The following is a 20,648-nucleotide window of genomic DNA, read 5'->3' as shown; positions in this document are numbered from 1 at the left end:
GTCGAAGGCTGGTGACCCCATGTCCTGTAGCAATGATATTTCGCGTCGCAGCAGAGGACTCCGGTCGAACGCAACGCCACCGCCGGCATCGCCAGCAGCTTGAGCGCGCCCATCACTGCGACGGGCCCTCGTCTTTGATCTCGAACCGGAAGAAACGCGCGGAGTGATCGGCTGCGTCAACATTTCTGGCTTGGTTTGCTCATCCTCCGCGATGTAGCCTGATTGCGCATTGCGATCTGCGTCGATGGCCGTTCTCATCCCAATGACCGCGGCCGCATCGCGTCTAGCCTTCTCGAGGAAATCCGAGCGCAACAATCGTTGGGGATCTCATGTCGAACTCCGATCTCGCGTTGTCGATTGCGCTCGGTGTCGGTCTTGCGGCCGCGACGGGCTTCCGGGTGTTCCTGCCGATGCTGGTTGCCAGCGTGGCCGCTTACTCGGGTTCGCTTCCTCTGGGCGACGGTTTCGCGTGGCTTGGAACACCTGCTGCAATGCTGATGCTCGGCGTGGCGGCGCTCCTGGAGATTGGTGCGTATTTCATTCCCGGCGTGGACAATTTGCTCGATGTCATCGCCGCGCCCGTCGCGGTGATCGCCGGAGCCATCGTCTCGGCGGCGACCATGGCAGACCTTCCGCCGATGATGAAATGGACGGCCGCCATCGTCGCGGGCGGCGGCGCAGCCGGCATCGTGCATGGCGTCACCGCGGCCCTGCGGGCCAAATCGACGGTCCTGACGGCTGGCCTCGGCAACTCGACCGTTGCGACCGCCGAACTGGGCGGTGCGCTCCTCGTATCGCTTCTTGCCCTGGCCGCGCCGGTTGCCGCCTTCGTGCTCGTCGCTCTGATGCTCTGGCTGGCGATACGTCTGATCCTGCGCTTGCGGAGGTCAGCTCCTCGCACGGATCAACCGGGATGACCGCGTGACCGCTCGGGCGGCTACCTCGCCCCAGCCACGATCACCACCACCACCGGCAACGTCACCGCCGCCAGCAGCGTCCCCAGCGCCACCGCGCCGCCGGTCGCTCGGCAATTCGTCGCCAAAAGGCCGCGATAGAGCGCATAGTCGCCTTTACCGAAGAACGTGCGTGCCCGGCCATTGCCGCGCTGCGTGATTTGTTGTCCCGCACACCTTCGGCACTCAATTCAATGGACTGTCACCGTCATTCTGAATTGTGGAGATTTGCCCATGAAGGAGTTCATCAAGACCACCATCCTTGGTGGGATAGTCTTCTTGCTGCCGGCGGCTTTGATCGTGGCTGTTTTGAGTCACGCCATGCGAATTGCCGTCAAGGTGGCCCAGCCGATTTCTCATGAGTTCGAGCTCGACAAGATCGGGAAAGTCGCCGGGATCGGCATCGTCACGCTTGTGGCAGTCTTGCTCCTGATCGTCGTTTCCTTCGGCGCCGGTGTCGTGGCACGAACCAGGGTGGGAAAGCGGATAAGCGGATGGTTCGAAAAATCCCTGCTGGGCGGCATGCCTCAGTACCAGATGGTCAAGAGCATGGCCGAGGGCTTGACTCAAATCGAGAGCGCGCAGCTAAAACCTGTTCTTGTCAGTGTTGACGATGGCGCCTGGCAACTCGGATATTCGCTGGAGCAGCTCGATGCAGGAAATCTTGCCGTTTTCATGCCGCAAGCGCCCACACCGATGTCCGGTAACGTGATGTATTACCCGGCAGATCGGGTTCGTCCGCTGGACATCACGATGCTGCAGGCAACCTCACTTGTGAAACATATTGGTGTCGGTTCCGGCGAGGTCCTCCGTGGCGTGAAGCTGGCGTGAAAGTCCGACATGGACCGCACTACCTCACCCCCGCCACGATCACCACCACCACCGGCAACGTCACCGCCGCCAGCAGCGTCCCCAGCGCCACCGCACCCGACACCGGGTTCACCAGCCGCTGATACTGCGCCGCGAAGATGTAGGCGTTGGCGCCGGTCGGCATTGCCGCGAACAGCACGATGACGCCGGCTGCGACCGGAGGCAGACCGAGCAGCTTGGCCAGCACGAACGCGGCCGCCGGCATCGCCAGCAGCTTGAGCGCGCTCATCGCGGCGACGCTCAGCATCTCGCCTTTAACCTCGAACCGAAACAGATTGATGCCGAGCGCAATCAGCGCCGCCGGCGAGCCCGCCTGCGCGAGCAGCTCGATCGTTCTGTCGACCACGGGGTTGAGGCCGAGTCCCGTAAAACGCCAGACCACGCCAAAGCCGATCGCCAGCATCAGCGGGTTGCGCGCGAGATCCGCGAGCACGGGGCGGATGACCGACAGGACCGAGCCTGTCCGCTTGCGGCTGACCAGCTCCATCTGCAGGATGCCGCAGAGCCAGAGCAGCGGCGTGTTCACCGACAGGATCAGCGACATCGGGCCCGCGGCCTCGTTGCCGAGCGCCGAGAGCACGAGCGGAATGCCGAGCATCACGATGTTGCCGTAGACCGAGCCGATCGCGAACACGACGCCGTCCTCGCGGTCCTCGCGCCGTTCGCGCAAGCATGCCGAGATCGCCAGCGCCGCGATCCAGGTGACGGCGAGCGCGCCGTAATAGGCGCCCCACATCCGGTAGGGGCTGACATCGGGGAATTCCGACACGACGATGGTGCGGAACAGCAGGGCAGGGATCGCGATGCTGAAGGCGAATTCGGAGATGCCCTTGTGCGCGGTCTCGGAGACGAAGCGAAACAGCACCGACGCATAGCCGGCCGCGATCAGGGCAAACACCGGCGCGACGATCAACACGGTGGCCATGCAGTCCTCACCTCAAGGGGGAAGCTGACCACCCCACGCTTTTTTCGATGATGGCATTATGCCCCTGTTTTGCCCGACGTGTCAAAGCGACTTCGAAAAATCCGTAGAGGTGGGTTTTACGAGGGATATCAAGACCCGGCCTACTGTGCATGGGGTTGTTTTCGCATTTTTTGTTGGAAGGGGCGGTAGGAGGCTCGGGTTGAGGGCCGGTCTGGCCAGTATCGACAAAGGGGAGAGCGGTGTAGCGCGGAGCCCTTCCCCGACCCACAACTGTCATTCCCCCGCGACCCGGCTACGCCAAGGCTTCGCCGGGGTTGAGGTTCAGGGGCGCCGGAGCTTTAGCGTAGGCGGCAAGCGGGGATCCAGTACGCCGCGGCCTCTCGTGGAACGTTTGGCGTCTCTGGAATACTGGGCCGCCCGGTCAAGCCGGGCGACGACACCTGAGAGTGTAGCCGGCAGCCGGGCCCCCCGCCTGTTGCCGAGACCGCACACGTCTGAGCTTTCGCTTCAGGCCTCGTTGCCAACGAACGGCCGTTCACCCACTATTCCCTCCAACTCGACATTTGGGGGGATCGATGCCCGCGTTCCGTTTCAAAAAATCCTTGGCTGCTGCGATCTCGGGCATTGCGCTCGCCGTCCTGGTCCATCCCGGTGCCGGCTTCGCCTACACGCAGGAGGAGCAGCAGGCCTGCTCGCCGGACGCGATGCGGCTGTGCGGCGAGTTCGTTCCGAACGTCGATGCCATCACCGCCTGCATGATCCAGAAGAAGGCGCAGCTCTCGCCGCAGTGCAAAGTGTTCTTCCGCCAGGGACCCGAGCCCGGCGAGGCCCGCGCCAAGAAGAGCACCAAGCCTTCGCAGAAGACGGCCAAAAAGAAGAAATCCAGCGAAAGCTGAGCGCGGGACCCCGCGTTCTTTCTTTGAAGCTCGTCATGTCAGGTCAACAGCGCGAAGCGCCGTTGCCTCGGCGCGCCCCCTGCATGTGCGTTGCCGGCATCAGCTGCGCGCCAGCCTCCGGACTCCTTTTGTTCGCCTCGCAGTGCGGACGCCTGCGATAATTACCTGCGCGTTCGACGGAAAAGAGTCGCGAGAGGGTTTGCGCGGGGAGGTTGCATTCCGTTTTTTCCCGCGTTGCTGCCGAAAGGGCGCGGGATTGCCGGCGTGAAGGGCGTTTCGTTGCCATTGGTATCCCGGTCGCGCGAAGCAGTGTGACTCAAAAGCCAACACGTCTTGTTATTTCGTGGCTCTGACGCCACTGCCGATAAATTTTTCTTTCCCGAATCAGCGCGGTGATTCATTTTCGTGGCCTGGGGTCAATCTGGAGGCGAAGGGTATGAACGTTATTGTTTTTGCATCGCGTAAAGGCGGCTCGGGCAAGAGTACCCTCGCCGCACATCTTGCCGCACAGATCAAGGCGAGCAAGCAGGTGATGCTCGTGGACGCGGATCCGCAGGGCTCGCTCACGCTGTGGCACAAGCTGCGCGGCACCAACGAGCCGCCGATCAAGCCTGCCGTGAACTCGGTCAGCGGCATCGTCTCCGCTGCCAAGCGCGACGGGTATGAATGGGTGTTGATCGACACGCCGCCGAACCTCTCGGCCGTCGTCGACGACGCGATCAAGAACGCGACCATGGTGGTCATTCCCGCGCGTCCCGGCGTGTTCGACGTCAACGCGGTGCAGGAAACCATCCAGATGTGCCGCGCGGCGCGCAAGCCCTACGCGGTCGTGCTCAACGGTGCCCCGGCGCGCCGTGACGAGTCCGAAAGCCCGATCGTCACCATCGCCCGCGAGGCGCTGGCGAAATTCCGCGCGCCGGTGTGGGGCGGCCAGATCACCAACCGTTCGGATTTGCTGATGGCGCTCAGCCACGGCGAAGGCGCGCGCGAGTATCAGGCCGAGAGCCGCGCGGCCCAGGAAATCGCAAGGCTGTGGGCGGCGATCGAGCGTTCAGTGAAGGCTATTCGCGGCACGGCGTCGGCATCCGGCGCAATGCACAAGCAGGCGGCATAATTTTCATTAATCATTCCCCGGACGGAAAGCGCGCGGAAGTCCGCGCGTTTTGCGTTTTGGCCCGGTGGAGATGCGTTACGCCACCATCAGCATGTAGAACACGATGACCGGCGACAGCGTCAGGATCACCGACCAGATGCCGGCGGCCCAGAGAATGTCCTCGGTGGTAAAGCTCTGCTGTCCGGCGTCGTAATGCGACGCCACTTCATTCCGGATATTCACAAAACGCCCCCGCGATTTCTTCGCTTATGGGCGCCAGTGATAGCCGCGATGTTTTAAGAATCCGGATCGCAATTTCGGGCGCATTCGAACACAGGTGCTACCACGGATTAACCATGCCGGCGCGGTGCGCGCATTCGCGCGGGGTTAATTACGGGGCACGTTCTTACCCTCCCCTGGAGGGGGAGGGTCGCTACGCATTGCGCGAAGCGAAATGCGTAGCGGGACGGGGTGACGGTCCCTCCGCATCGAACGGTGCCCGAGTGGAGAGATCACCCCACCCCGCTCGCGCTTCGCGCGATCGACCCTCCCCCTCCAGGGGAGGGTGAAGGACTCGCGCCGCCGCTAAACCCAGCCGCTGTATTTCCTTCTGATCTCGTCGATGTAGTCCGCACGCGATTTCACCTCATCCGCGGTCAATCCAATGTCGCGCCGCAGCCAGTCGGATAACTCGCTCGCATATGAAACGCGTTCCCATGCCGTCTTCAGCGCATCGCGCCACTGACGAATGTCCATAGGTCGATCTCTTTTCCGGATTGAGATGGTGCCGAGCGGACACGACGCTGCCTTCCCTCTCCCGCACGGGGAGAAGGGGGGGCAGCATGCGTGTGAGGAGAGGAAGCGGAAGCGCTACGCGGCGACTTTCATCCGCCGCTCGATTTCGCGGTCGAGCGCGGCGGCGAGCTCGCTGCTCACTTCGACCATCGGCAGGCGCACTTCGGGGCTGTCGATCAGGCCGCACCGCCACAGCCAGTACTTCGCCGGCGCCGGGCTCGGTTCGGCGAACAACAGGCGCGTCAGCTCGGCGACCTCGTGCCAGCGCGCCTGCGCCGTGTCGTGGTTGCCTCGCTTCATCTCGGCATGCACGGCCGCAAACGTAGCGGTCTCGACATGGGCGGACAGCACGATGCCGCCGTCGGCGCCGTCGGTGAGCGCCTCAAAATAGTTCGCGTCCTCGCCGGTGAGCACGCGAAAGCCCTTCGGCCTGTCGCGCAGGAGCGCGATGGATTGCTCGCGGTTCGCGCCGCAATCCTTCAGGCCGACGATGTTCCGATGCTCGGCAAGACGCAGCAGCGTCTGGTTGGTGATGTTGACCGAGGTGCGATAGGGGATGTTGTAGAGCGCGATCGGCCACGCCGCGTGATCGGCAAGGGCTTCGAAATGAGCCAGCAGCCCGCGCTGCGAGGGCCGCACATAATAGGGGCTCGCGATCAGATAACCGTCGATCGGCCAGTCCGCGGTCTCGTCGAGGTGTTCCTTCAGCCGCGAAGTGTCCGCGCCTGACAGTCCGAGGCAGATCGGCAGCGTGCGGCGCCCCGCCGCCATCTCGTCGCGCACGATGGCAACGAGGCGTTCGAGTTCGGCCGCGCGCAGCGTCATGCCCTCGCCGGAGGTCGCCCCCAGGATGAAGCCGTCGACGGCCTGTCCGCTGTAATGTCGCGTCAGCCGCCGCAACGACCTCTCGTCGAGAGCGCCGTCGCGAAACGGCGTCACCAGCGGCAGCCAGAGTCCGTGCAAATGATCTTGTAGACCGGTCATGTTCCATCTCCTTCTCGGGAAAAAAACCTGAGACGGAGGGCACATGAAAAAACCCCGTCCAGGTGGCGGGGTTTCGGGATTTGCTTGCGATGACGAAGCCGTGTTAGCGCGCGCAAAAATCCGAGGTCCCCGGATGGGGGCCTTTTTTCGAGGCGACTGCCTTAAACGAGATTGCGCACGACTTCGTGATCATTCGCAAATGATGCGGGGTGTGCGTGGAACTGTCAATACACGCGGAGCGCGATACCCGAATAGGACAGAAAAAAAGCCGGGCTCTGGTGAGCCCGGCTTAAGGCATTGGCCACGTGAGGCCGACACAATCACCTTCCAAGAGGGATTACTGAACTCCCGCGCCACTGGAGGAGGGGGACAAATGCGCAACGCGAAGGCTCAGCGTGCAAGCAGTATGAGCTTGGCGAGCGCCATGCAGCAACAGCCGAGGCCGCATGTCAGACATGCGGAAATCAGGAAGGCCAGCGCTGCGCCTTGCTCACCACGAAGTCGCGGAACACCTGCACGCGCGCGACCGTCTTCAACTCCTCGGGATAGACAAAATAAGTGTCGAGCTGAATCGAATCCGATTCTCCGAACAGTTGCACCAGGCGGCTCTGTTCCTCGATCAGATAGTCCGGCAGCGCCGCGATGCCGAGGCCCTGCTGGCAGGCGCGGACGAGGCCGAGGATGTTGTTCACTCTGAAATAGGCCTCGCGCGGACCAGAGCCGTTGCGGCCGGCTTCGACCAGCCAGTTGCGGTTCTGAAGATGCGGCGCGAAGTTGCCGTCGGAGAGCGTGATGATGCGGTGGGAGTCGAGCTCCTCGAGCGTGCGCGGCGTGCCGAAGCGCTTGATGTAATCCGGCGAGCAGTAGGCGTGGAAGCCCATCGCGAACAGCTTGCGCTGGATGAGATCCGGCTGCGTCGGTTTGCGGGTGCGGATCGCGACGTCCGCCTCGCGCATCGACAGGTCGAGCTCCTCGTCGGTGACGATCAGCGAGATCCGGATCTCCGGATAGAGCGCGGTGAATTCGCCGAGCCGCGGGATCAGCCAGTTGATGCCGACGCCGGGCGTGGTGGTGATCTTGAGATCGCCGCTCGGCCGCTCGCGGCTGTCGGTCAGTTTGGCGCGCGCCGCCTGCAGCTGCATGAACACGTCATGCGCGGTGCGGAAGAGCAGGTCGCCCTGCTCGGTGAGGATCAGGCCGCGGGCGTGGCGGTGGAACAGCGAGACCGAGAGCTCCTGCTCCAGCGCCGAGACCTGGCGTGACACCGCCGATTGCGACAGGCCGAGCTGCTCGCCCGCATGCGTGAAGCTGCCCGCTTCCGCCGCCGCGTGAAACACCTTCAGCTTGTCCCAATCCATATCCGTAAATCCGTCGCGTGTTCGAGGCATGATCTTTATTCCGCTGCAGCGCGCTCGCTGGCGCGCAGGGCCAGGAAACGTTCGGCTTCGAGAGCCGCCATGCAGCCGAGGCCGGCGGCCGTCACGGCCTGGCGATAGGTCTCGTCGGCGACGTCGCCGGCGGCGAACAGGCCGGGCACCGATGTGGCGGTCGAGTTCGGGGCGACCTCGACATAGCCCGACCGTTTCAGCTTGACCTGGTCCTTCACGAGCTCGGTCGCCGGCGCATGGCCGATGGCGATGAACACGCCGTCGGTCTTCACGTTCGTGAGCGCGCCGGTCTTGACGTTCTTCAGTCGCACATGGGTGACCTTGTTCGGGTTCTCGGTGCCGCAGATCTCGTCGACAGCCGAGTCCCAGACCACCTTGATCTTCGGGTGCTTGAACAGACGCTCCTGCAGGATGCGTTCGGCGCGGAAGTGATCGCGACGATGCACGATGGTGACCTGCGAGGCATGGTTGGTGAGATACAGGGCTTCCTCGACCGCGGTATTGCCGCCGCCGACCACCACGACTTCCTTGTTGCGGTAGAAGAAGCCGTCGCAGGTGGCGCAGGCCGACACGCCGCCGCCCTGGAATTTCGTTTCCGACGGCAGCCCGAGCCAGCGCGCTTGCGCGCCGGTGGCGAGGATGACGGTGTCGGCGAGATAGACGTCGCCGCTGTCGCAGGTGAGGCGGAACGGCCGCTGCGTCGTCTCCAGCTTAGTGACCAGGTCGGAGACGATCTTGGTGCCGACATGGAGCGCCTGCTTCTCCATCTGCTCCATCAGCCAGGGGCCCTGGATCACGTCGGCGAAGCCCGGATAGTTCTCGACGTCGGTGGTGATGGTGAGTTGGCCGCCCGCCTGGATTCCCTGGATCAGGATCGGCTCGAGCATTGCGCGCGCGGCGTAGATCGCCGCCGTGTAGCCGGCGGGGCCGGAGCCAATAATGACGACCTTTGCATGAACAGTGGCAGACATTTTGACGGACGCCTTTCACGGGGGATCTGCAGCGCGGGTGCGGAACGTGCCGGGAGGCCTCGCGGAAGCGCTGAAATATCAGAGCTAATCTAAGCCTTCTGGTGAGCTATGCAAGAATTGCATTCCCTGTCGGCGGATTTTTCCAACAGGGAACAAAAGTCGATTGCGCTGCACGCGCAATAAAATTGCGCAATTGCTGCGGACTGGCTATGAGGATTGCGTCAAATCCACCAATACAGCCGCAAAGGCCAGGAGTTCCAATCACGTGTCGCGGAACCTAGACGAGATCGACCTGAAAATTCTCACCGAGGTCCAGGCCGACGGTCGAATCACGAATGTCGAGCTGGCCAAGCGCGTCGGCATCTCGCCGCCGCCTTGCCTCCGCCGCGTCCGCGCGCTGGAGGAGGAGGGGTATATCCACGGCTATCGTGGCCTGCTCGATGCCCGCAAGCTCGGCTTCGACGTCACTGTGTTCGCCGCGGTGCACTTGTCCAGTCAGGCCGAGGCGGATTTACGCGCCTTCGAGGAGTTCGTCCGTGCCGAACCCCTGGTGCGGGAATGCTGGATGCTGTCGGGCGAGGTCGATTTCATCCTGAAATGCGTCGCGCCCGACATGGCCACCTTCCAGGATTTCGTGACGCACCTCACCGCCGCACCCCATGTGCGTAACGTGCGGACGTCGCTGGTGCTGCACAATTCGAAATACGAGGCGGCCGTGCCGCTTGATGTGAAGGGAAGAAGGTAACTTGCGCAAGCACTCGGCATTACCCCGAAACAAAAAGGCCGCGCAGGGCGCGGCCTTTTCGAAACATCATCACGCCTAGCGGCAAATCCTTACCGCCACTCCACCTTGGTGATCTCATACGCCTTGGCGCCGCCGGGGGCGTTGACCTCGACGGTCGAACCCTTCTTCTTGCCGATCAGCGCGCGCGCGAGCGGTGAGGTGATGGAGATGCGGCCCTTCTTGGCGTCGGCCTCGACCTCGCCGACGATCTGCCACACCGTCTTCTTCTCGGTATCCTCGTCGACCAGCGTCACGGTGGCGCCGAACTTGATGGTGTCGCCGGACAGCTTGGAAATATCGATGATGTCGGCGCGCGCGAGCTTGTCCTCGAGCTCGGCGATGCGGCCCTCATTGTGAGATTGCTCTTCCTTCGCGGCATGATATTCCGCGTTCTCCGACAGGTCGCCGTGTGAGCGCGCTTCCGCGATATGCTCGATGATGCGCGGACGGTCCTCGGACTGGCGCTTCTTCAATTCTTCCCCGAGCGCGGCAAAGCCGCCCGCTGTCATCGGAACCTTTTCCATCTCTTCTCTCGTCCTTCGATCGCGCGCCCACGAAAACAGAGGGCGCGGCAACCTTGATTCGTCAGTATGTCCGGGGGGCTGAACACGCCGCCGCCGAAGCGTTATGTGGGTCTGGCGCCGGAACAGAACAACCACAATGCCCGGACAGTTCCTCCGGCCATTGTGGCTTCATTGCCAATTACTTACCGGCAGCCTAGCCGCCACTCGCGATCAGGTGTCCGAAAAGTAGCTCTGCAGGGTCCGAACCTCAAGGTCCCCGCCCAGATAGGCGCGGATGCCCTGCGCGGCCGCCACGGCCCCGGAAAGAGTGGTGTAATACGGCACTTTATGCAAGAGGGCCGCGCGCCGCAGCGAGCGGCTGTCGGCGAGCGCCTGCGGGCCTTCGGTGGTGTTGAGGACGAGCTGGACGTCGCCATTGGTGATGGCATCGACGATGTGCGGCCGTCCCTCAAGCACCTTGTTGACCCTCTCGGTCGGGATGCCCTGATCGGTCAGGAAGCGCGCCGTGCCCGATGTCGCCAGCACCTTGAAGCCGAGCGAATGCAATTCGCGAACGGCCTCGGCGATGCGCGTCTTGTCGCTCTCGCGAACCGAGACGAACACCGTGCCCTTGCGCGGCACCCGCGTGCCGCCGCCGAGCTGACTCTTGGCAAATGCCACCGCGAAGGAGCTGTCGATGCCCATGACCTCGCCGGTCGAGCGCATTTCGGGGCCGAGCACCGTGTCGACGCCGGGGAAGCGGGCGAACGGAAACACCGATTCCTTCACGCCGACATGCTTGAAGTCCGCCTTCTTCAGCTTGAAGTCGGCGAGCTTCTCGCCGGCCATGATGCGCGCCGCGATCTTGGCGACCGGCGTGCCGACCACCTTGGCGACGAAGGGCACCGTGCGCGAGGCGCGCGGGTTGACTTCGAGCACGTAGATCTCGCCGTCCTTGATTGCGTATTGCACATTCATCAGGCCGACGACGTCGAGGCCGAGCGCCAGCTCACGCGTCTGCCGCTCCAGCTCCTCGATCATCTCCGGCTCGAGCGAGTGCGGCGGCAGCGAGCAGGCGCTGTCGCCGGAATGGATGCCGGCTTCCTCGATGTGCTCCATGATGCCGACGATGAAGGTGTCCTTGCCGTCGCAGAGGCAGTCGACGTCGATCTCGGTGGCGTCGGACAGATAGCGGTCGAACAGCAGCGGGTTCTTGCCGAGCACGGTGTTGATCTGCCCGGTCTTGTCGTTCGGGTAGCGTGCCTTGACGTCGGCCGGCACCAGCTCCGGCAGCGTGCCGAGCAGATAGTCGCTGAGCTGGTTCTCCTCGCGAATGATCTGCATCGCGCGGCCGCCGAGCACGTAGGACGGGCGCACCACCAGCGGCAGGCCGAGATCGGTTGCGACCAGGCGCGCCTGCTCGACCGAATAGGCGATGCCGTTCTTCGGCTGCTTCAGCCGGAGCTTGTCGAGCACGCGCTTGAAGCGGTCGCGGTCTTCGGCAAGGTCGATGGCGTCGGGCGAGGTGCCGAGGATCGGCACTTCGGCAGCTTCCAGCGCGCGCGCCAGCTTCAGCGGGGTCTGGCCGCCGAACTGCACGATCACGCCGTGCAGCGTGCCGTTGGTGCGCTCCTTCGCGATGATCTCCAGCACGTCCTCGGCGGTGAGCGGCTCGAAATAGAGCCGGTCGGCGGTGTCGTAGTCGGTCGACACTGTCTCGGGATTGCAGTTGACCATGATGGATTCGTAGCCGGCGTCATGCAGTGCGAAGCAGGCGTGACAGCAGCAATAGTCGAACTCGATGCCCTGGCCGATCCGATTGGGCCCGCCGCCGAGAATGATGACCTTCTTCTTGTCCGACGGCGAGCTCTCGTCGGCGGGCGCGCCCGCAAACAGCGCCTCATAGGTCGAATACATGTAGGCGGTCGGCGACGCGAACTCGGCCGCGCAGGTGTCGATGCGCTTGTAGACAGGGCGGACACCGAGCGCGTGGCGCTTCGCCGTCACGTCAGCTTCCGTCGTCTCGGCGAGCACGGCGAGCCGCGCATCGGAGAAGCCCATGGCCTTGAGCGTGCGCATGCCGAAGGCGTTGCCCGGCAGGCCGTTCTTCCGGACCTTCTCCTCCATGTCGACGATGCCGCGCATCTCGCTGAGGAACCACGGATCGATCTTGCAGGAGTTGAAGATGTCCTCGTTCGACCAGCCGAGCCGCATCGCCTGGGCGACCTGGAGCAGCCGGTTCGGCGTCGGCGTGCCGAGCGCGGCGCGGATCGCGTTCTTGTCGTCGTGCTGGCCTAGCCCCTCGATCTCGATCTCGTCGAGCCCGGTCAGGCCGGTCTCGAGTCCGCGCAGCGCCTTCTGCAGGCTCTCCTGGAAGGTACGGCCGATCGCCATGACTTCGCCGACCGACTTCATCGACGTGGTCAGCGTGGTCGATGCGCCCGGGAATTTCTCGAAGGCGAAGCGCGGAATCTTGGTGACGACGTAGTCGATGGTCGGCTCGAACGAGGCCGGCGTCGCGCCGCCGGTGATGTCGTTGGCGATCTCGTCCAGCGTGTAGCCGACCGCGAGCTTGGCTGCGACCTTGGCGATCGGGAAGCCGGTGGCCTTGGAGGCCAGTGCGGACGACCGCGACACGCGCGGGTTCATCTCGATCACGACCATGCGGCCGTCCTGGGGATTGACGCCGAACTGCACGTTGGAGCCGCCGGTCTCGACGCCGATCTCGCGCAGCACCGCCAGCGAGGCGTCGCGCATGATCTGGTATTCCTTGTCGGTCAGCGTCAGCGCCGGCGCGACCGTGATGGAGTCGCCCGTGTGCACGCCCATCGGATCGAGGTTCTCGATCGAGCAGACGATGATGCAATTGTCTTTCTTGTCGCGCACGACCTCCATCTCGTACTCTTTCCAGCCGAGCACGGATTCTTCGATCAGCACTTCGTTGGTCGGAGACGCATCGAGGCCGCGCTCGATGATGTCGAGGAATTCTTCCTTGTTGTAGGCAATGCCGCCGCCGGTGCCGCCCATCGTGAAGGAGGGGCGGATGATTGCGGGCAGGCCGATCTCGGACAGTGCCATCAACGCCTGGCCGAGCGCATGTTCCTGGTAGCGCTTGCGGCGGTCGCTTTCGCCGAGCACCCATTGCCGTTCGTGTTCCTCAAGGGCGGCACCCGACAGCTTCTCGCGTTCGGCCCGGTGCTTGTCGCGGAAGGACTTCTTCAACTCGGACGCGTTGGCGAGCCGCGACTTTGGCGTCTCAAGCCCGATCTTGGTCATGGCCTCGCGGAACAGCTGACGGTCTTCCGCCTTGTCGATCGCGTCCGCGGTCGCGCCGATCATCTCGACGTCGAACTTTTCCAGCGTGCCCTGCCGGCGCAGCGACAGCGCGCAGTTCAGCGCGGTCTGTCCGCCCATGGTCGGCAGCAGCGCGAAGCCGCCGGGAATGACGTGACGTTCCTTCTCGATGATCTTGGCGACGATCTCGGGCGTGATCGGCTCGATATAGGTCGCGTCGGCCAATTCCGGGTCGGTCATGATGGTGGCCGGGTTGGAATTGACGAGGACGATGCGATAGCCCTCTTCCTTCAACGTCTTCACCGCTTGCGTGCCCGAATAGTCGAACTCGCAGGCCTGGCCGATCACGATGGGACCGGCGCCGATGATCAGGATGGTGGTGATGTCTGTACGTTTGGGCATCAACTCTCGCCGAAGTGGAATTTGGGCACAAAAAAAGGGCGCGCTTGCCGCGCGTCCCCTTGAGCCGAGAGCGCGGGGTCTCCCCTCGCGCGCGGGTGGGTCTTAGACCAGTTTTCGGGGCGGCGAAACCCCGAAAAACGCCCATCAACCGGCAATTTTGACGGGTTTTGGCCGCGCCTGCCAGCCACGGGCGAGATGCACCAGCAGCGAGGCCGCAACGCTCGATCCGCCGATCCAGCCAAGGTCGGTCGGCGAGAGGGTGGCCAGCACCGCGCCACCCAGGGCCCCGCCGATGGCGAAGCCGAGATACATGGCGGAGGCGTTGAGCGAGAGTGCGATCATCGAGGCCTGCGGCTCGATCCGGATGATGCTGGCGACCTGAGCCGGATAGAACGCCCAGCCCGAGATGCCCCAGAGGAAGATCGCGCCGAGCACCGCATAATGCGCCTGTCCGGGCATCAGCTTCAGGACCAGCGAATGCAGGATCAGGGCGCTCGCCATGCCGGCGAGCCCGAGGCCTGCGGTGGCGAGCGTCCCGAGCCGGTCGGCCAGGACGCCGCCCAACATGTTCCCGACGGCGGCGGCGCCGCCGAACACCAGCAGCGCGAGGCTGATCTGCGCGGCGTCGAAGCCGAGGCCGCGCAGCGGGACCGCGAAATAGGTGAACACGGTGAAGCCGCCGAGCGCCCATAGGATCGTGATCAGAAGCGCGATCACGACATTGCTGTGACGCGCCACCGCCAGCCGTTCGCTGAGCGAAGCGGTGCTGCGCGGCAGGCCGCGGGGCAGGCCAAGCAGCAGGCCGGCAAGCGCAACCGCGCCGATCAGGGCCACCATGGCAAAGGTCGCGCGCCAGCCGAGCAGGCTGCCGACGAGATTGCCGAGCGGGACGCCGATCACGGTCGCAACCGTGAGGCCCGAGGTGACCAGCGCCACCGCGCGGCCGCGCCGTTCGGGCCTGGCGACGGCCACCGATACGGCGAGCGCCGTCGGCATGCACAGTCCGGAGCCCAGCGCCATCAGCATGCGGGAGGCCAGCAGCAGGGCGTAGCTGGAAGCCACCGTCGCGACGAGATTTCCGGCGATGAAGGTCGATAGCGCCAGGGCCAGCACGGTGCGGCGGTCGATATTGTTCAGCGTCACCGCCAGGATCGGCGAACCCACCGCGTAGGTGAGGGCGTAGGCGGTGACCAATTGGCCGGCGGCCGGGACGGAAATCGAAAGATCGGCGGCGATCGACGGCAAAAGCCCTGCGATGACAAAGCCTTCGGTGCCAATCGCGAAGGCCGCGAGAGCCAGCCAGAACACGCTCATTGGATGATATCCCTATGTTCAACGTTTATTGAACTATTGAATGCGATGGCTGGGATGTCAATTGGTTCAAGAACTATTGAACATCGCGGCCAGTTTGCTATGATTCCGGACCATGAGCCGCACACCCCTTCATCCCACCCGCGAGCAGATCGAGCTGCCGATGGTTCTGGATTGCCTCAGCGATCCGATCCGGTTGGCCATCGTCTATCAGCTTGCCCAGCAGGAAGGTGTCAGCAGCGAGCTCTGCTGTGGCGACTTCAGCGGGCTTTCCGGCAAATCCAACCTCGCCTACCATTTCGCCAAGCTGCGCGAATGCGGCCTGATGCAGACGCGCGTGGCGGGCACCAACCGCTTCATGCGGCTCCGCCGCGAGGATCTGGACGCGCGCTTTCCCGGGCTGCTCGATGCTGTCCTCAGCTCCGCAGCCAAGGATGCCGACCGGCTACAGCTGCTGCCAGAGTGCGAAACGGTCGAAGTGGATTGAATTTGAGAGGGTTGCGCGCGGACGGCTGAGATGCCGTCCGTCTTCGCTTTCGCTTCGCTACAGCTACGCCGGACACGCTACGCCCCTTCGGGCCTTGTGTGACTGCGCCACGTGTAGCCCCGCAGGGGCGAAGCGTGGAGACCCGGCCTGGATTTGAACCAGGATGAAGAGCGTTGCACCGCCCTCGCGTAGACGCTTCCGCCACCGGGCCACGACGATCTTTACCTATCGGCGTGTGACAAGCCACCGCGGGCAGTCATTATGCTTAACGGACCAGCGGCGGCCGCGCGATGAAGGTCATGCGCCAGCGATTATGGCCGACATTGGTGTGGGCGCGCTGGACAGCGAAGCCGGCTGCGGTCAGCTTGGCGACGATCTCGTCCTCGCCATAGCGCTGAAGCCCGATGCGCGTGCGCAGATGACGGTAATCTGACAGCGCGGTGCTGATCAGCCCGATCAGCGCGTCCTTCAGGAAGCCGTGACGCAGGCCGAAGCTGAGCAGCGCCATCACATCCCTGAACATGCCGACATTGGGCTGCAGGATATCTCCGAGCACGAGCTTGCCGGACGGGGTCAGCAATCGCCGGATGTTGACAAGCGCGGCATCGAGCTCGTCCGGCGTCATGTATTGCGCGACCGAGTTCATCACCGCGAGGTCGATCGACTGGTCCTGCATTTTGCGGACGTCGTCGAGTGAGCGGACGCGGATCTTGGTGTTCGGGGCAAATCGCGCGATCAGCCGGCCACGCACGCCGGGGGCGGGCTCGGCGAGAATCAGCTTGCCGCAGGCCGCGGCCACCTGGCTCGCCGACAGCGCCTCGCCGCAGGCATAGTCGAGCACGGTCGCCTCGGGCGATGAGATGTAGCCGATGATGTCCCGCGCGATGATCTGGAAGTGCAAGTCGCGATGCAGCTTGCTGACATAGATCGTATGCGTGGAGTCGTAGTAATCGATCCAATCGTCCATGGTATTTCGTAGGTCCCGGCCAAACGGTTCCTGTCAAGGAACCGGCGCTGCCCGCCTTGCGTTAGGGGTGCGACGGCGCGCCGTCAATGTCCGCGTCCTAACAGGAAGGTTTCCCGTGAGCAAAGCCCCCACCAAGGTCTCGCCCGATCTCGATACCCCCACCGATCTGTCGCCCGATGGGGTCAAGAAGGTCTCTGAGGCGCTCAACGTGCTTCTGGCCGATGCGTTCGCGCTCTATCTGAAGACCAAGAATTTCCACTGGCACATCAGCGGCCGGCATTTCCGCGACTATCATCTGCTGCTCGACGAGCAGTCCGACCAGATCTTCGCCACCACCGACCAGCTCGCCGAACGCGTCCGCAAGATCGGCGGTACCACGCTGAAGTCGATCGGCCAGGTCGCCAAGCTCCAGACCATCAAGGACAACAACGAGGACTACGTCCCGCCACGCGAGATGCTGCGCGAGCTGATGCAGGACAACAAGCACGTCACAGCCGCGATGCGTAAGGCGCACGAGGTCTGCGACGACGCCGGCGATGTCGCCAGCGCCAGCATCCTCGAAAACTTCATCGACGAGACCGAGCGCCGGACGTGGTTCCTGTTCGAGGCCACCCGCCAGGAAGGCGGCAACGAGGCGTAAGGGTACACTGCCGTAGGGTGGGCAAAGGCGCGCAAGCGCCGTGCCCACCATCTATCCTTGCGGCTAATATTGGTGGCACGCTTCGCTTTGCCCACCCTACGGCGCGGCGCTTGCGGCTACCGCCACAGCCTCATCAACGCTCCGTCCTTACCCGTCACGGGATCGGCCGGCGGCAGCGAGACTTTCGGAATCGTCTGCAGCGCCCTGGCGTGGTTCTCTGCCGTTGCCCGCGCGATCTCCATCCTGCTGCCGGGCGGATAGGCGCCGATGATGCAGAAATCACTGCTCGCGCTGATGCACTGATGCCCCGTGCCGGCCGGCAGGATCGCGACGTCGCCCGCCCTGATCTCCAGCTCCTGGCCATGATCGCCGCCGAAGCGCACGCGGGCACTTCCACGCGCGACGCCGAGCACCTCATGCACCGTCGCGTGATAGTGCAGATAGTCGTAGACGCCGTTGCGCCACGTGCCGCCCCAGCCATTCGCTTCGAACAGGTTTTCGACGGTCTCCTCGGGACGCCTGGAATCGAGCTTCACCGCACCCTGATAGACCAGGAAGGGAAGGATGTTGTTCGGCACGAGCCCGTCATCTTCGAACACGATGGCGCGTGGCTCGGCATTTTCGCGGACAACGGACATGGCAGGGCTCCTGCGTCAGCGTAGCAGGAATCAACGAGGGGCGTGAGACGACGTTCCTCGCGTCCAGGCGAACCGCAGCGTCGAGCCCGGAATGACAAGAGCCCGGGTCAAGGCCCGGGCTCGATGTCGTCAAGGCAATTGCAGGAGAGCCGGCGTTACGCGCTCTTCTTCTGCCGCATCAGGTCCGCGAAGCGCTGGAACAGATAGTGCGAGTCGCGCGGGCCGGGCGAGGCCTCGGGGTGGTACTGCACCGAGAACACCGGCTTGCCGTCGAGCTGGATGCCGCAATTGGATCCGTCGAACAGCGAGATGTGGGTCTGCGTCGCGCCCTTCGGCAGCGTCGCCTCGTCCACCGCAAAACCATGGTTCATCGAGGTGATCTCGACCTTGCCGGTGGTCTCGTCCTTCACGGGATGATTGGCGCCGTGATGGCCCTGATGCATCTTCTTGGTCTTGGCGCCGACCGCGAGGCCGAGCATCTGGTGGCCGAGGCAGATGCCGAAGGTCGGCGTGCCCGACTTGATCACGTCCCGGATCACCGGCACCGCGTATTTGCCGGTCGCGGCCGGATCGCCGGGGCCGTTGGACAGGAACACGCCGTCGGGCTTCATCGCCAGAATGTCTTCCGATGAGGTCGTCGCCGGCACCACCGTCACCTTGCAGCCGACGCCGGCGAGCAGGCGCAGGATGTTGCGCTTGATGCCGTAGTCGATGGCGACGACGTTGAACTCGGGCTTGTCCTGGCGGCCAAAGCCCTTGTCCCACAGCCAGGGCGTCTCGTCCCAGGTGAAGCGCTGGCCCGAGGTGACCATCGGCACGAGGTCCATGCCCTCGAGGCCCGGCCATTCGCGCGCTTCTTCCTTCAGGCCATGCAGGTCGAACTCGCCGTTCCTGGCGTGCGCGATCACCGCATTGGGCATGCCCTTGCTGCGGATCAGCGCGGTCAGTGCGCGGGTGTCGATGCCGGAGAGGCCGATGATGCCGCGCGCCTTGAGCCAGGCGTCGAGGTGCTTGGTGGCGCGGTAGTTCGAGGGATCGGTGATCGCGGTGCGCAGGATCACGCCGCGCGCGCCGGGCGTCGCGGCCATGTTCACCGTCTCGATGTCTTCCTCGTTGGTACCGACATTGCCGATATGCGGGAAGGTGAAGGTGATGAGCTGGCCGGCATAGGAGGGATCGGTGAGGATCTCTTCATAGCCGGTCATCGCGGTGTTGAAGCAGACCTCACCGACGGCATGGCCTTCGGCGCCGAGACCGAAGCCTTCGAGCACCGTGCCATCGGCGAGCACGAGGAGCGCGGTCGGTTTATGGTCCGGCCAGGCGGTATCGTTGTCATGTTGTGTCATGAGCCCGGTTCATAGTCCGGGCCGGCGCCGCCGTCAAAGCGGACGAGCGTCGATTCACATGCGTTTTTGCATATTTGACAGGTCCCCTCGGGCACTTAAGCTTGGCAGGATAATTTCCGCCAATTTCCCGGGCTCGCGAGGCAATAATGGACCAGACCACCCCGCTTCTGCTGGTTCCGGGGTTGGCCTCCTCGGCCCGGATTTACGCCCCGGTGGTCCCGGCACTCTGGCGGTTCGGCCCGGTGATGATTGCCAACCATATCCGCGACGACAGCATGGCAGCGATTGCCCGGCGCGTGCTGAGCGAGGCCCCGCCGCGCTTCGCGCTCGCCGGCCACTCCATGGGCGGCTATATCGCGCTCGAGATCATGCGCCAGGCGCCCGAGCGGGTTTTGAAGCTCGCGCTGATCAACACCCAGGCCCGGCCCGATACACCAGAAGCGACCGCGCGCCGTCGCGGCTTGATGGAACGGGCGAGGCGCGGCGAGCTGAGCGTGGCGCGCGAGGAGACGTTTCCCGAGCTGGTGCATCCCTCGCGCCGCGACGATGCCGGCATTCGAAAGCTCGTGCACGAGCAGGGCGAGGACGTCGGCGTCGAGGGCTATCTGCGACAGCAGACCGCGATCATCGCGCGGGTGGATTCACGGCCGACGCTGGCGACGATCAAATGCCCGACCCTGGTGCTGACAGGCGATCAGGACAACACGATTCCGAACGCGTTCTCGAGGGAGATGGCGGAGGGCATAGCGGGCGCTAGGCTGGTGATCCTCGAGCGTTGCGGGCACCTGCCGCAGCCGGAGCAGCCCGAGGCGACGACGCGGGCGCTGGTCGAATGGCTGGGCGCCCCGGTTGTCTCAGGGCCGCGAACGGCCTAGATCAGGCGTCGGATATTCGAAGGGATCACGATCATGCTGCGCGACGACATCAACAACGCGGTCAAGGAGGCCATGAAGGCCAAGGACGAGCGCAAGCTGTCCACCCTGCGCATGGTCAACTCGACCATCAAGAACGCCGACATCGAGGCGCGCGGCAACGGCAAGCCGCCTCTGTCGGACGCCGACCTGCTCGGCGTCTTTCAGAAGATGATCAAGCAGCGGCAGGAGTCGGTCGAGCTCTACGACAAGGGCGGCCGTGCCGAGCTCGCGGCACAGGAGCGCGAGGAGATCGCGGTGATCTCGGCCTATCTGCCGAAGCAGATGTCGGACGATGAGGTGAAGAAGGCGATCGCGGATGCGATCGCCGAGACCGGCGCTGCCGGCATGAAGGACATGGGCAAGGTGATCGCGGTGTTGCGCGCGAAGTACGCCGGCCAGATGGATTTCGGCAAGGCCAGTGGCCTCGTGAAGGCCGCGCTGACGGGCTGAGCTCTTACCCTCCCCTGGCGGGGGAGGGTCGATCGCG

At 64.1% G+C, this 20,648-nt stretch carries 21 protein-coding genes and 1 tRNA gene; 9 read left to right on the top strand and 13 right to left on the bottom strand.

Annotated features, from left to right (window positions below; translation table 11 throughout):
• Nucleotides 1-350: 350 nt before the first annotated feature.
• Together AB7008_RS43380 and AB7008_RS43375 are read left to right on the top strand one after the other, a co-directional pair.
• Nucleotides 351-917, top strand: a complete 567-nt coding sequence (locus AB7008_RS43380) for a DUF4126 domain-containing protein (protein WP_441260856.1) — start codon at nucleotides 351-353, stop codon at nucleotides 915-917.
• Between the two features lie 270 nt (nucleotides 918-1,187).
• Entirely contained in the window at nucleotides 1,188-1,784 is a 597-nt protein-coding gene (locus AB7008_RS43375) for a DUF502 domain-containing protein (protein ID WP_441260855.1), read from the top strand.
• Between the two features lie 19 nt (nucleotides 1,785-1,803).
• On the opposite strand, the gene AB7008_RS43370 is transcribed toward AB7008_RS43375, so the two are convergent.
• The gene (locus AB7008_RS43370) at nucleotides 1,804-2,748 is read right to left on the bottom strand and encodes an AEC family transporter (RefSeq protein ID WP_441260854.1); all 945 of its coding nucleotides are present in this window, start codon (nucleotides 2,746-2,748) and stop codon (nucleotides 1,804-1,806) included.
• A 575-nt stretch (nucleotides 2,749-3,323) separates the two neighbouring features.
• On the opposite strand from AB7008_RS43370, the gene AB7008_RS43365 reads away from it, so the two are divergent.
• Together AB7008_RS43365 and AB7008_RS43360 are read left to right on the top strand one after the other, a co-directional pair.
• Nucleotides 3,324-3,644: a hypothetical protein gene (locus AB7008_RS43365; protein ID WP_052435510.1), complete on the top strand. Its 321-nt coding sequence runs from the start codon at nucleotides 3,324-3,326 to the stop codon at nucleotides 3,642-3,644.
• A gap of 436 nt (nucleotides 3,645-4,080) precedes the next feature.
• Nucleotides 4,081-4,758 (top strand): ParA family protein, encoded by a 678-nt coding sequence (locus tag AB7008_RS43360; RefSeq protein WP_014492079.1) that lies wholly within the window; start codon nucleotides 4,081-4,083, stop codon nucleotides 4,756-4,758.
• A 75-nt stretch (nucleotides 4,759-4,833) separates the two neighbouring features.
• Here AB7008_RS43360 and AB7008_RS43355 read toward each other — a convergent pair whose 3' ends face one another.
• The 5 genes from AB7008_RS43355 to trxB form a co-directional block, all read right to left on the bottom strand.
• A complete protein-coding gene (locus AB7008_RS43355; protein ID WP_166103352.1) occupies nucleotides 4,834-4,980 on the bottom strand; it encodes a hypothetical protein in 147 nt (48 codons plus the stop codon).
• A 342-nt stretch (nucleotides 4,981-5,322) separates the two neighbouring features.
• On the bottom strand, nucleotides 5,323-5,493 hold the full coding sequence (locus tag AB7008_RS43350) for a hypothetical protein (protein ID WP_160300607.1): 171 nt from the start codon (nucleotides 5,491-5,493) through the stop codon (nucleotides 5,323-5,325).
• 114 nt (nucleotides 5,494-5,607) lie between these two features.
• Nucleotides 5,608-6,516: a 4-hydroxy-tetrahydrodipicolinate synthase family protein gene (locus tag AB7008_RS43345; protein WP_441260853.1), complete on the bottom strand. Its 909-nt coding sequence runs from the start codon at nucleotides 6,514-6,516 to the stop codon at nucleotides 5,608-5,610.
• Nucleotides 6,517-6,980: 464 nt separating this feature from the next.
• Nucleotides 6,981-7,904 carry a LysR family transcriptional regulator gene (locus AB7008_RS43340; protein ID WP_027534296.1) on the bottom strand — a complete coding sequence of 308 codons (924 nt, stop codon included), beginning with the start codon at nucleotides 7,902-7,904 and terminating at the stop codon, nucleotides 6,981-6,983.
• A gap of 5 nt (nucleotides 7,905-7,909) precedes the next feature.
• Nucleotides 7,910-8,875 (bottom strand): thioredoxin-disulfide reductase, encoded by a 966-nt coding sequence (gene trxB / locus AB7008_RS43335; RefSeq protein ID WP_441260852.1) that lies wholly within the window; start codon nucleotides 8,873-8,875, stop codon nucleotides 7,910-7,912.
• A gap of 265 nt (nucleotides 8,876-9,140) precedes the next feature.
• On the opposite strand from trxB, the gene AB7008_RS43330 reads away from it, so the two are divergent.
• Nucleotides 9,141-9,620: an Lrp/AsnC family transcriptional regulator gene (locus AB7008_RS43330; protein WP_028150670.1), complete on the top strand. Its 480-nt coding sequence runs from the start codon at nucleotides 9,141-9,143 to the stop codon at nucleotides 9,618-9,620.
• Nucleotides 9,621-9,709: 89 nt separating this feature from the next.
• Here the strand turns inward: AB7008_RS43330 and greA are convergent, their stop codons facing one another.
• The 3 genes from greA to AB7008_RS43315 all read right to left on the bottom strand — a co-directional run bounded on the left by greA (nucleotide 9,710) and on the right by AB7008_RS43315 (nucleotide 15,172).
• Nucleotides 9,710-10,183, bottom strand: a complete 474-nt coding sequence (gene greA, locus AB7008_RS43325) for a transcription elongation factor GreA (RefSeq protein WP_007596674.1) — start codon at nucleotides 10,181-10,183, stop codon at nucleotides 9,710-9,712.
• 210 nt (nucleotides 10,184-10,393) lie between these two features.
• A complete protein-coding gene (gene carB, locus AB7008_RS43320) occupies nucleotides 10,394-13,858 on the bottom strand; it encodes a carbamoyl-phosphate synthase large subunit (RefSeq protein ID WP_028159417.1) in 3,465 nt (1,154 codons plus the stop codon).
• Between the two features lie 144 nt (nucleotides 13,859-14,002).
• Nucleotides 14,003-15,172 carry an MFS transporter gene (locus AB7008_RS43315; RefSeq protein WP_304491500.1) on the bottom strand — a complete coding sequence of 390 codons (1,170 nt, stop codon included), beginning with the start codon at nucleotides 15,170-15,172 and terminating at the stop codon, nucleotides 14,003-14,005.
• Between the two features lie 112 nt (nucleotides 15,173-15,284).
• On the opposite strand from AB7008_RS43315, the gene AB7008_RS43310 reads away from it, so the two are divergent.
• Nucleotides 15,285-15,656: an ArsR/SmtB family transcription factor gene (locus AB7008_RS43310; protein WP_028159419.1), complete on the top strand. Its 372-nt coding sequence runs from the start codon at nucleotides 15,285-15,287 to the stop codon at nucleotides 15,654-15,656.
• Between the two features lie 135 nt (nucleotides 15,657-15,791).
• On the opposite strand, the gene AB7008_RS43305 is transcribed toward AB7008_RS43310, so the two are convergent.
• Nucleotides 15,792-15,867: transfer RNA gene (locus AB7008_RS43305), tRNA-OTHER, on the bottom strand.
• 54 nt (nucleotides 15,868-15,921) lie between these two features.
• A complete protein-coding gene (locus tag AB7008_RS43300) occupies nucleotides 15,922-16,623 on the bottom strand; it encodes a class I SAM-dependent methyltransferase (protein ID WP_028159420.1) in 702 nt (233 codons plus the stop codon).
• Between the two features lie 115 nt (nucleotides 16,624-16,738).
• Here AB7008_RS43300 and AB7008_RS43295 point away from each other — a divergent pair, with 115 nt between their 5' ends.
• Nucleotides 16,739-17,263, top strand: coding sequence for a Dps family protein (locus AB7008_RS43295; RefSeq protein ID WP_014492089.1), 525 nt, complete (start codon nucleotides 16,739-16,741; stop codon nucleotides 17,261-17,263).
• Between the two features lie 116 nt (nucleotides 17,264-17,379).
• Here the strand turns inward: AB7008_RS43295 and AB7008_RS43290 are convergent, their stop codons facing one another.
• Both AB7008_RS43290 and carA read right to left on the bottom strand, forming a co-directional pair.
• A complete protein-coding gene (locus AB7008_RS43290; RefSeq protein WP_441260851.1) occupies nucleotides 17,380-17,901 on the bottom strand; it encodes a cupin domain-containing protein in 522 nt (173 codons plus the stop codon).
• A 155-nt stretch (nucleotides 17,902-18,056) separates the two neighbouring features.
• Nucleotides 18,057-19,247 (bottom strand): glutamine-hydrolyzing carbamoyl-phosphate synthase small subunit, encoded by a 1,191-nt coding sequence (gene carA, locus AB7008_RS43285; RefSeq protein WP_014492091.1) that lies wholly within the window; start codon nucleotides 19,245-19,247, stop codon nucleotides 18,057-18,059.
• A gap of 146 nt (nucleotides 19,248-19,393) precedes the next feature.
• Between carA and AB7008_RS43280 the strand changes: the two genes are divergently transcribed.
• Both AB7008_RS43280 and AB7008_RS43275 read left to right on the top strand, forming a co-directional pair.
• Nucleotides 19,394-20,122, top strand: coding sequence for an alpha/beta fold hydrolase (locus AB7008_RS43280; protein WP_441260850.1), 729 nt, complete (start codon nucleotides 19,394-19,396; stop codon nucleotides 20,120-20,122).
• Between the two features lie 33 nt (nucleotides 20,123-20,155).
• Nucleotides 20,156-20,611 carry a GatB/YqeY domain-containing protein gene (locus AB7008_RS43275; protein WP_028150679.1) on the top strand — a complete coding sequence of 152 codons (456 nt, stop codon included), beginning with the start codon at nucleotides 20,156-20,158 and terminating at the stop codon, nucleotides 20,609-20,611.
• The last annotated feature ends 37 nt before the right edge of the window (nucleotides 20,612-20,648 follow it).

The sequence above is a fragment of the Bradyrhizobium sp. 521_C7_N1_3 genome, from assembly GCF_052075975.1.
Lineage (GTDB): Bacteria > Pseudomonadota > Alphaproteobacteria > Rhizobiales > Xanthobacteraceae > Bradyrhizobium > Bradyrhizobium japonicum.
Note: the sequence above shows the minus strand (reverse complement) of the source record. Positions and strands in the feature narration are given on the sequence as shown.